Origin of the sequence: Syntrophaceticus schinkii, from assembly GCF_000946815.1 — a bacterium.
Taxonomy (GTDB): Bacteria; Bacillota; DSM-12270; order Thermacetogeniales; family Thermacetogeniaceae; genus Syntrophaceticus; species Syntrophaceticus schinkii.
Genome location: NZ_CDRZ01000054.1, coordinates 1 through 8,924, shown reverse-complemented (window position 1 = coordinate 8,924; position 8,924 = coordinate 1). Strand labels below are relative to the sequence as shown.

Here is an 8,924-nt window from a genome sequence, read left to right as displayed (position 1 = left end):
TTCCGCATAGCTTTACAGGATGGGCATTCCACTGGTCGTAGGTTTTCCGGACAACCGTCTGCAAATAATTCAAGATAAGACTGGACAGTTAAAGGAGTTTCGAGTAAGATCATTTCAGTGTTTTTTAGGGAAGGGGGACTTGGCGGGCGTGCCATAGGGGTTCCCCTTCTCGCTATTTATCCTTCCGTGATGATTGTCATGTCAATAAATAATCCATATGTCAATCAGTATGCATCATTTACGTCATAAAAAGCAAGAAAAAAATCCTCTCCCCCGTCATTGGGAGTGAGAGGCGACAAACTCCCTTAAATCCGTATTTAACAATACTATACAGACATACAATAAATATAATCCAATATGCCAGTGCAACTTTTAAGGCGAATATTTTCATCTCTCCGATTATTTACACTCCTCGGTATAATATACTGCTACTACCCTGAAAGTTACGTTCTGCTATTTTCATCGGATGTCTCCATGTCGGTGGATTCCGTTCGCTCCCTATTACGTCCCGGACAGCATCAAGGCTTGCTTCAGGCCGGTTCTGGGCTGCTGCGGAACTCGCTGATACTAATGTGCCGATTTATAACTTTTGGAGTGCTCAAACAGTCCTCGTAGCCCGAACCGGCATCTTCGCTGAGCCTGATGCTGTTACCCGGAACTCCATAATGGTCGCTTCGCAAGAATCCATCCGGACACTACCTCTGAAAGCAACTTCTGCTACTTTCATCCATTTGATGGTGAGGCGAAGCTTCGTGGGCGTCTATTTAGATAACAGCTTATTGGCTATATTCCCGCCGGTTACAAACGGAAAGGCGATCGCTTCGTCAATGTAATTGCGTTTGGCCATCTTCCCTGTAAGCGCTCCTCTAATAGTCGTTGGCTTAATCCAGTTCTTCGGATTGGCAGCCGCCCCGGATAGTTTGTTAATGGGAGTTAAGTTAAACGCTTTTTTAGCAAGCGGCCCTGCCACTTTTTGCGCGGCTTTGCTACCCGCTAAATCAGCAATTAATCCGATACCTGCCTGTTTTGCATATTTAGATGCGGGTTTTTCTACGCCGCTTAATTTATTTAACCCCACTTCAGCCGCGGTGGAACCTGCTGTCTCCGCAGCCGAAGCTAGAACTATATTACCGCTAAGCGAGAATGCCACCCCGCCGGCAAATCCGCCGACCCCTGCCGCGGCTACTTCCTGCCATCGAACATCGTCGCCCGCAATAAGACTGCCTGCTACCGTAGCTCCCATGTTTAAGACTGCGCCAACTCCGCCGCAGGCTACATTCCAAACAAACTGACCTTCGGGATCCGTATACAAAACCGGATTACCGTTGACATAGGCGTATCTGTTCAGGCTCTGCCCGCTGTCGATGCTCCCCAGCAGCACATCCAGGTTGATGAACCTCTTGATGTCTGGATTATAATACCTCGCCCGCATGTAATACAAGCCGTTTTCATCGGTCATCACCCCGTACTGTCCGTTGTAGAGGAAGGGGGTGTCGGTTGAGCCGGTTCTGTTCACCAGTTCGCCGTAGGGGGCGTACTGGAATGTATCGGTGGCGGCGCCGTTCTGATCGGTCAGGGCGATGGTGCTGCCTCTCCGGTCGAAGTGGTAGCTCCGGTAGTTCCATCCAGATAGTGGGCGCCGGTAGCGCTGTCAAACGAACTCTGCGCTTCTTGAAACAACCCTGGAATTTGCATGCAAGCAATTGCTTACTTATCTTCATAACGATCCTCCCCAATCTGTTAAATTGTGTGTGTTAGATATGCCGCTTTCGTCATGGCTCTGCTTGGAGCCACCCAGAACTATGTCCTGCGCGTTGATTTTGCCGTCTCCGTTTAGATCTCCGGACTGCACGCAAGACGAGCTTAAAAGATTGCCGCCGGCGTCATATGAATATTCAACAGACTGTCCGCTCTCATATGTCACTGAAGTAAGCCGGCCCAGGTTGTCGTAATTGTAGGTGTTGGTATTAGAGCTGTTTGGAGAACTGATTGGAGAATTTTGTGGCAGTTCGATTATTATATTCCTTGGCGATTAATAGTACTCCTTCTAATAAATAACACAGATATTGTCTTTTAATGTCTAATTCCACTGCTTCTGTTTTATAAAACGGAGATGATAGACAGGTCTGATACGCTGCCAAACCGGGTGGCGATCAGCAGGAGTGCTTTCCGCGAGGTGAACCTGAGAAGAAACGATAGTAGACAGCGGACATCCTGAATAATGATTTCTACAGAAAGCGCTGACCAAGATGCGAAAGGTGGGTTTCTAAGTTGAAAAAAAGCAATCTATCTAGCTGTAGCCTTGATAATTTCCGGTACATTGCTTTACTTAAATTTGGAGAGATTTAATATGGCCGATGGCAAACCGTACGGAATCGTTGAAGATATAAAAAGCATGGTCGTTGAGTACAACCCCGAAGCCTCTTCAGCTTTCAAAAAACCTTATAGCGAGCTCAAAAACGAACTGCTCTGCGCCAGGTTAACTAATACCACAGGGTCAAAGAAACATCTCCAAGCAGAACCCCGCAGAGCACTCGGATCACCACCAGGCAGATAGGCTACATTTGTAAAGGCAGCAGCCCTTCATTTTTTAGCTCCTGCACAGCCTGCAGGATCCCTATTACAGCATGGGCATAGGATAACCCACCCTGCAGGTAAACGATGTAGGGAGGGCGCATGGGGGCATCTGCGGTCAGCTCAATAGATGACCCCTGTACAAAGGTGCCGCCTGCCATGATCACCTTGTCCTGGTATCCTGGCAAACTGCTGGCCACAGGTATGGCGCGGGAATCTACCGGGGATGCCTTTTGGATCCCGTGGCAGAAGGCCTTTACCCCCTCTGGGTCATTGAGTTTAATTGCCTGTACGATATCTGAGCGTTGGGAACCGGGAGCGGGTGATGTCTCAAAACCCAGGGTGGTGAATAAATGGACAGCAATAAGCGCTCCTTTGAGTGCTTCAGCAACAGTATGAGGGCTCATGAAAAAACCCTGGTAAAAAAGAGGCCCCAATCCTAAATTTGTGCCCATGTTCTGGCCTAAACCAGGAGCAATTAGCCTATCCGCGGCCTGTGCTACCAACTCTTTTTTCCCCACCAGGTAGCCACCTGATGGAGCCAATCCCCCGCCTGGATTCTTGATCAGGGAACCTGCCATCAAGTCAGCCCCTGCATCTGTGGGCTCTCGTTCTTCAACGAATTCTCCATAACAGTTATCGACAAAACAAATAATATTGCTGTTATATTCCTTGATCAAGCTGACAAGTTCGTAAATTTCCTGAACACTCAGGGCCGGGCGCCAGCTGTAACCACGAGAGCGCTGAATTAAGACGGCCCTGGGGTTCTCTGCCAGCAGCCCCTGGATCTTTTCGTAGTCGGGCCTGCCCTCCACAGTTAAAGGGGCCTCCTTGTAGGTGATACCCTGTCCACATAAAGAGGACCCTTCTGCTTTAGATGTTCCTATAATCTTGGCCAGGGTATCATAGGGGGTTCCTGTTGCAGAAAGCAGCAGATCACCGGGTTTGAGGATAGATGCCAGGGCAAGAGAAATGGCATGTGTTCCCGAAATAATCTGGGCACGCACCAGTGCTGCCTCTGCTCCAAATGTGAGAGCATAGACATTCTCCAAACCCTCCCGCCCGGGATCCCCATAACCATAGCCGTTCCCGTCCCTGAGGTGGTATTCGGAGATTCCTGCATCCCGAAAAGCGCAGAGAACCCGCGCCTGGTTAATTTTCGCGGTTGCCCCAATCCGCTCAAATTCAGGTTTTGCCTTCTCTTCTGCCTGTCTTGCCAAATCACAGAGTTCAGCATCAATTTGATATTTTTCCTGAAGGTAACCAATTATATCTGGCATTTTACCCACCCTTTATTCAAAATCTTCTGGCCGTATGATCATCAATTCTTCCCTTGTCAGGCGCCGGCGTTTCACCAACCGCACAGCCTGCCTGCGGATCGCTCTTTCAATCAGATTGCGAACCAGACGAGCATTTCCTTCATTATAATTGCCTTCTCGTTTTTTTTCCTCTAAAATCTTGCACAGGGCGGTCCGTGCCTCAGATAGCATGCGGTACTGCCTTTGCTTAAGCATCAGGGTGCCGATCTGCAGCAGTTCATCCACACTATAGTCGGGAAAAGTGATATGAACGGGAAAACGGGAATAAAGCCCCGGATTGCTGCGCAGAAACCACTCCATCTCCCGCTTGTAACCCGCAAGGATAAGGACCAGGTTATCCTTGTGATCCTCCATCGCCTTGACCAGCACATCGATGCTCTCCTTGCCAAAGTCCTTTTCTCCGCCGCGAGCAAGAGAATAAGCTTCATCAATAAATAAGATGCCCCCCATAGCTTTTTTAACTTGTTCCCGGGTTTTATGCGCGGTATGGCCGATATACTCACCGACCAGATCTGCCCGCTCTACTTCGATCAGGTGCCCCCGAGAAAGAACCCCCATAGAGCAGAAAAGTTTGCCCATAATTCTGGCAATAGTAGTTTTCCCTGTTCCAGGATTTCCCTTAAAGATCATATGTAAAACCAACTGCTCTGTGCGCAGGGATACCCTTTCCCTGCGCCTCTGGATCTGAACATAAGCAGAAATTTCTGAAACGAGGTTTTTGACCTCGCTCAGCCCGATCAATCCATTCAGTTCCTCTAGCACCTGCTCCGGTTTTATCTGTTGTCTTTCATCTGATATTTTCCGGTTTTTCTGTTTCGGGGTGGTTCGTAAGGGTTGAGCCTGGGGAGAACTTCCCCCTATCCTCAACGGGAACCTGAAATACACCCGGCTATCACCTCTGGTTGTCTTATTCTTTAAACATTATACGCGAGTGCAGGTAGAAAAGTGTTAAGTATACAACCAGGGGCAGATAAGACGCTGGAGATAATCTACCAGCAGGAAAAGAACAAAGCCCTGTAAGCTGATAGCGATGATCCCCGCGAACATCTCCGGGTAGTTGACCCTGCTCCATGCCTCAAAAATAAAGTATCCTAAACCCTCAACAGTAGCAAACGACTCAGTGAAAAAGAGAACACTGATCGCTGTACCCAGGCTGATCCGTATGGCAGTAAAGATTTCCGGCAGACAGCTCGGGATAATCACATGGGAATATATCTCCCGCGGGGTTGCTCCCAGGGAGAGAACAGAAAGAATAGAATTTTCGGGTATGTTCTTTGCGGCATCTCTTGTTGTGATCAGTATCTGAAAGAAAATAATTAAAACAATCAACACAATTTTAGAGAGATCACCGATTTTAAAGATGGCAAAAATTACCGGGAGCAGTGCGATCTTGGGAATAGGATAAATCAGGTACAGCTGTGGTGACAGCCATTTGTCGATATTGGTGTTCCTCCCGATATAGAGTCCCAGGGGAACAGCCAGAGCAAGCCCAACAAGGATGCTTGTCAGCACCCGGTAGGTGCTGATCATAAAATGCTTCCAGAGTCCCAGCGGGAAAATCTGAATAAAAGTAGTCAGAGCAGGGATAGGGCATGGTAATGCCGGGTTTTTCAGCAGCTGTGCTATCAGTTCCCAGATCAGGAAAAGAAACAGTATTGCTATTGCAGTCATTAAAATTTTATTGTTTTTGTAGTAATCGGTCATCACTTTGGCAGTGAACCTCCAGTAAGCCACGCACTTCTGTACATTTTGCATAGAAACTCATCTTGTGACGGTAGCCTTCAGTTCCCTGTTCGGTATTGGCAACTATGGCACTGATCTTCCCGGGGCGTGCTGATAGGATAATGATCTCCTGCCCCAGGTAAACTGCTTCCTCGATGCTGTGGGTAACCAAAACAGAGGTAATCCGGTGCTTCTTGATCAATCTAAGGATTACCTCTTGCAGGTTTTCTCTGGTCAGGGCATCAAGGGCAGAAAGCGGCTCATCCATCAGGAGTATCTCCGGTTGGAGAGATAACGCCCGGGCCAGGGCCACCCGCTGCTTCTGTCCTCCGCTCAACTGGTTCGGGTAGCGGTCAATGCACTCGGTTAGTTCTAATTCTTCAAAAACCTGCCCCAGGATATCAGCGATTTCCTGCTCAGGCACCTTGCGCAGCTTAAGGCCCAGGGCTGCGTTTTCCCACACGGTTTTCCAGGGAAGCAGTCCATATTCCTGCAGGATCAGTGCTGTTCCCCGATGGGGTTTAACCACCTTCATCTCATGAAGAAAAACCTCTCCCTGGGTGGGTGCTATCAAACCCGCCATGAGAAAAATAAGGGATGTCTTTCCGCATCCCGAAGGTCCTATAATGGCATAGCTTTTCCCTTTTTCTATTTTTAAGTTGACACCTGCTAAGGCTTGCACTGATGTATTCCCATTGGAATACGTCAAGAACACATCATTTAAGGAAAGCATTGCTGATCCTTCTTTATCTATATCGATTTGATAATTTCATCTGTTACAAGATCCTCATAGGTATAAGGTTCTGTTAGCAGTTTGTTGCTTTTTAGCCAGTCGATCACCCGCTGGGTATCTTCACGGGATGGCAGCTGCAACGGTGAAAAAGAAGGAACCGGATAAGTTTCCTGTAGTTCCACCGGGATCTGTATCTTTTCTTTGAAGAGATCACGGTACTTTTCCGGATTCTCTGTTACAACTTTGGCCCCATCAGAATAAGCTTTAATAAAGTTTTGGATGGCCGTCTTTTTGTTTTTTATGGCCTTATCACTGAAAAAATAGACAGACTGTGAAATATTTTTCGATAATTTGGTATCATCAACTAGCACCCTGGCGCCCTTTAATTCTGCAAAGGAGGCCAGGGGATCCGGCAGGACCGCTGCATCTACCTGGCCCTGCAGCAGATTCTCTACCCTCAAGGGCATTTTAGCAATATTAACTTTTTCTACTTCCTGGGGGTCGATACCTTTGGCCATCAGCATCTGATCTGCCACATACTCGATGATCGTGTTTTTGGAAAGAGCCAGTTTTTTTCCCTTTATTTCTTCAACATCGATTTCACTGCCGGGAGCGGCCATCATGGCAAAACGCCCTTCTTCTACAGTTGCTCCCATTACCAGTGAAACAGCTTTCACAGGGATTCCCCCCTGGCGTATTAAGGCAACTGCCAGCAGATCACCCTCTACCCCGTCAACCGCTCCGGCTTGGAGTGCAGCATCCCTTTCCGCGGCACTCTGAAAATTAACAATTTCTATGTTAACACCGTGTTTTTCGAACAATCCCTCTTCTTTAGCCACATAAAGCGGCAAAATCTCTTCATTGGGAAGTATCCCCACTTTAAGACTGTCCTCTTTGACCTCTTCTTGGCAACCTATTAATAAAAAAACCATCACCAGCGCAACAATTAATAAACCACAAGAGCTTATTGCTCTCTTCATATTCCCCCTCACCTCAATTGGATAGATGGATAGAAATTATTTTACTATTCAGAATTTGTATCATATGAGAGATTGACAGGTCGCATGGGCATCACTGTAGAAATAGCATGTTTATAAACCATTTGCTGTTTCCCATCACTTTCCAAAACAACCGTAAAATTATCAAAACCCCGCAATGTACCCTTTAATTGGAACCCGTTGACCAGATAAATCGTGACAGTAATACCCTCTTTACGAACCTGATTTAACAAATAATCTTGCAAATTGATCTGCTGTTTGGACATTTTTTAACCTCCGATTTCTAATCTTTACCACATGCTATTCTACAAAAATGTTCATACTCCTGCAAAGACACCGCATAATTCTCTCCAATACCCCGTGGTAATCCTCCCCATCTTGTAATAAATACCAGCAAATGCGATCATCCCTGCGAAACCAGGTCAGCTGTCTTTTGGCATAGTTTCTGGTTGCTTTTTTAGTTTCCGCTACAGCTTCGGCAAGATCATAATCCCCTTCCAAGTATTTTACTACTTGTTTGTATCCCAGTGTTTTGAAGGGTTTTAATTCCTTAGAGTACCCCTTGTTGAGTATTGTGCAAACTTCTTCTACAAGTCCCTCGGCGAACATCTCGTCCACCCTTTTTTCGATCCTTTGATAAAGCTCCGGTCGCTTGTAAGTTAAACCGATCATCTCCAACTGATAAAGGCTTTTCTTTTTCTCTTGTGTATAGCTGGAAATAGGCCTGCCTGTCAGATGATAAACCTCCAAAGCTCTGGAAATGCGCCGGAAGTCATTGGGGTGGATCCGCTCAGCAGAAAGGGGATCCACGGCTTTGAGTTTCTGATATAGCTCCTCTTTCTTGCCTGCAGTCCATAATCCCCGCAGTCGCTTACGGATCGCCAGATGTCCCTTTGTTTCCGGAAACTGAAAAGAGGAATCGATAACTGACTGAATATAAAGTCCTGTCCCCCCTACCAGGAAAGGAAGTCTCCCCCTTTTTTGAATCTCCTTGATTTTTGTGCGTGCCAAATCTTGAAACTGGGCAACACTAAAGTGCTCATCCGGCTCCAGGACATCAAAAAGGTGATGAGGGACACCTTTTTGTTCTTCTAAGGTTAATTTGGCAGCACCGATATTAAAATATTTATACAGCTGTACTGAATCAGCAGAGATGATCTCTCCATTCAGCTTGAGGGCCAGCTCTACAGCTATCTTAGATTTGCCTGCTGCTGTAGGTCCTGCTATAACCACAAGAGGAGAAAGCATTTTATCACATCCATTAATCAACGATGAAACCACCTGGCCAGGTCCCTACCTGTTATTTTTATATAGGTAGGCCTTCCATGGGGGCAGCGGTCAGGATGAGCTGTGGCATCCAGCTGCACCAGGAGCCGGCTCATTTCCTGAGCTGTTAAAGGATCACCGGCTTTTAGAGCACTTTTGCAGGCCAACATCACTGCCGCTTTCTCATTAATATCCAATGGCTTTGCTTCTGTTTTGGCCTGGCGTACCAGGTCAAGCAGTTCCTTAAAAACATCTTTAGGATTAGTATGCTGTCCCCAGGGTACACTTATCAATAAATATCTGTTGTTTTCC

Annotated in this window: 9 protein-coding genes and 1 pseudogene; 1 reads left to right on the top strand and 9 read right to left on the bottom strand. The window is 47.0% G+C overall.

All coding sequences use genetic code 11. The features are described 5' to 3' along the window. Positions 1–760: 760 nt before the first annotated feature. Positions 761–1,576, bottom strand: a complete 816-nt coding sequence (locus SSCH_RS03880) for an RHS repeat-associated core domain-containing protein (protein ID WP_269746109.1) — start codon at positions 1,574–1,576, stop codon at positions 761–763. A 774-nt stretch (positions 1,577–2,350) separates the two neighbouring features. Between SSCH_RS03880 and SSCH_RS03875 the strand changes: the two genes are divergently transcribed. Continuing rightward, positions 2,351–2,557: a hypothetical protein gene (locus tag SSCH_RS03875; protein WP_044664330.1), complete on the top strand. Its 207-nt coding sequence runs from the start codon at positions 2,351–2,353 to the stop codon at positions 2,555–2,557. A gap of 1 nt (position 2,558) precedes the next feature. Here the strand turns inward: SSCH_RS03875 and SSCH_RS03870 are convergent, their stop codons facing one another. The 8 genes and pseudogenes from SSCH_RS03870 to SSCH_RS18845 form a co-directional block, all read right to left on the bottom strand. Then, entirely contained in the window at positions 2,559–3,854 is a 1,296-nt protein-coding gene (locus tag SSCH_RS03870; RefSeq protein WP_044664329.1) for a methionine gamma-lyase family protein, read from the bottom strand. A 12-nt stretch (positions 3,855–3,866) separates the two neighbouring features. Then, positions 3,867–4,760 (bottom strand): AAA family ATPase, encoded by an 894-nt coding sequence (locus SSCH_RS03865; protein ID WP_198142146.1) that lies wholly within the window; start codon positions 4,758–4,760, stop codon positions 3,867–3,869. 81 nt (positions 4,761–4,841) lie between these two features. Next, the gene (locus SSCH_RS03860) at positions 4,842–5,627 is read right to left on the bottom strand and encodes an ABC transporter permease (RefSeq protein WP_232294207.1); all 786 of its coding nucleotides are present in this window, start codon (positions 5,625–5,627) and stop codon (positions 4,842–4,844) included. Continuing rightward, the gene (locus SSCH_RS03855) at positions 5,572–6,348 is read right to left on the bottom strand and encodes an ABC transporter ATP-binding protein (RefSeq protein WP_044664326.1); all 777 of its coding nucleotides are present in this window, start codon (positions 6,346–6,348) and stop codon (positions 5,572–5,574) included. Before SSCH_RS03855 ends, SSCH_RS03860 begins: the two co-directional genes overlap by 56 nt. Before the next feature lie 17 nt (positions 6,349–6,365). Further along, a complete protein-coding gene (locus SSCH_RS03850; RefSeq protein ID WP_044664325.1) occupies positions 6,366–7,328 on the bottom strand; it encodes an ABC transporter substrate-binding protein in 963 nt (320 codons plus the stop codon). 44 nt (positions 7,329–7,372) lie between these two features. After that, positions 7,373–7,612: an RNA chaperone Hfq gene (hfq, locus tag SSCH_RS03845; protein ID WP_044664324.1), complete on the bottom strand. Its 240-nt coding sequence runs from the start codon at positions 7,610–7,612 to the stop codon at positions 7,373–7,375. Between the two features lie 34 nt (positions 7,613–7,646). Further along, positions 7,647–8,615, bottom strand: coding sequence for a tRNA (adenosine(37)-N6)-dimethylallyltransferase MiaA (gene miaA, locus SSCH_RS03840; RefSeq protein ID WP_408645687.1), 969 nt, complete (start codon positions 8,613–8,615; stop codon positions 7,647–7,649). Continuing rightward, positions 8,612–8,924, bottom strand: a pseudogene (locus SSCH_RS18845) (hypothetical protein); the annotation flags it as partial. The pseudogene SSCH_RS18845 and the gene miaA, both read right to left, overlap by 4 nt.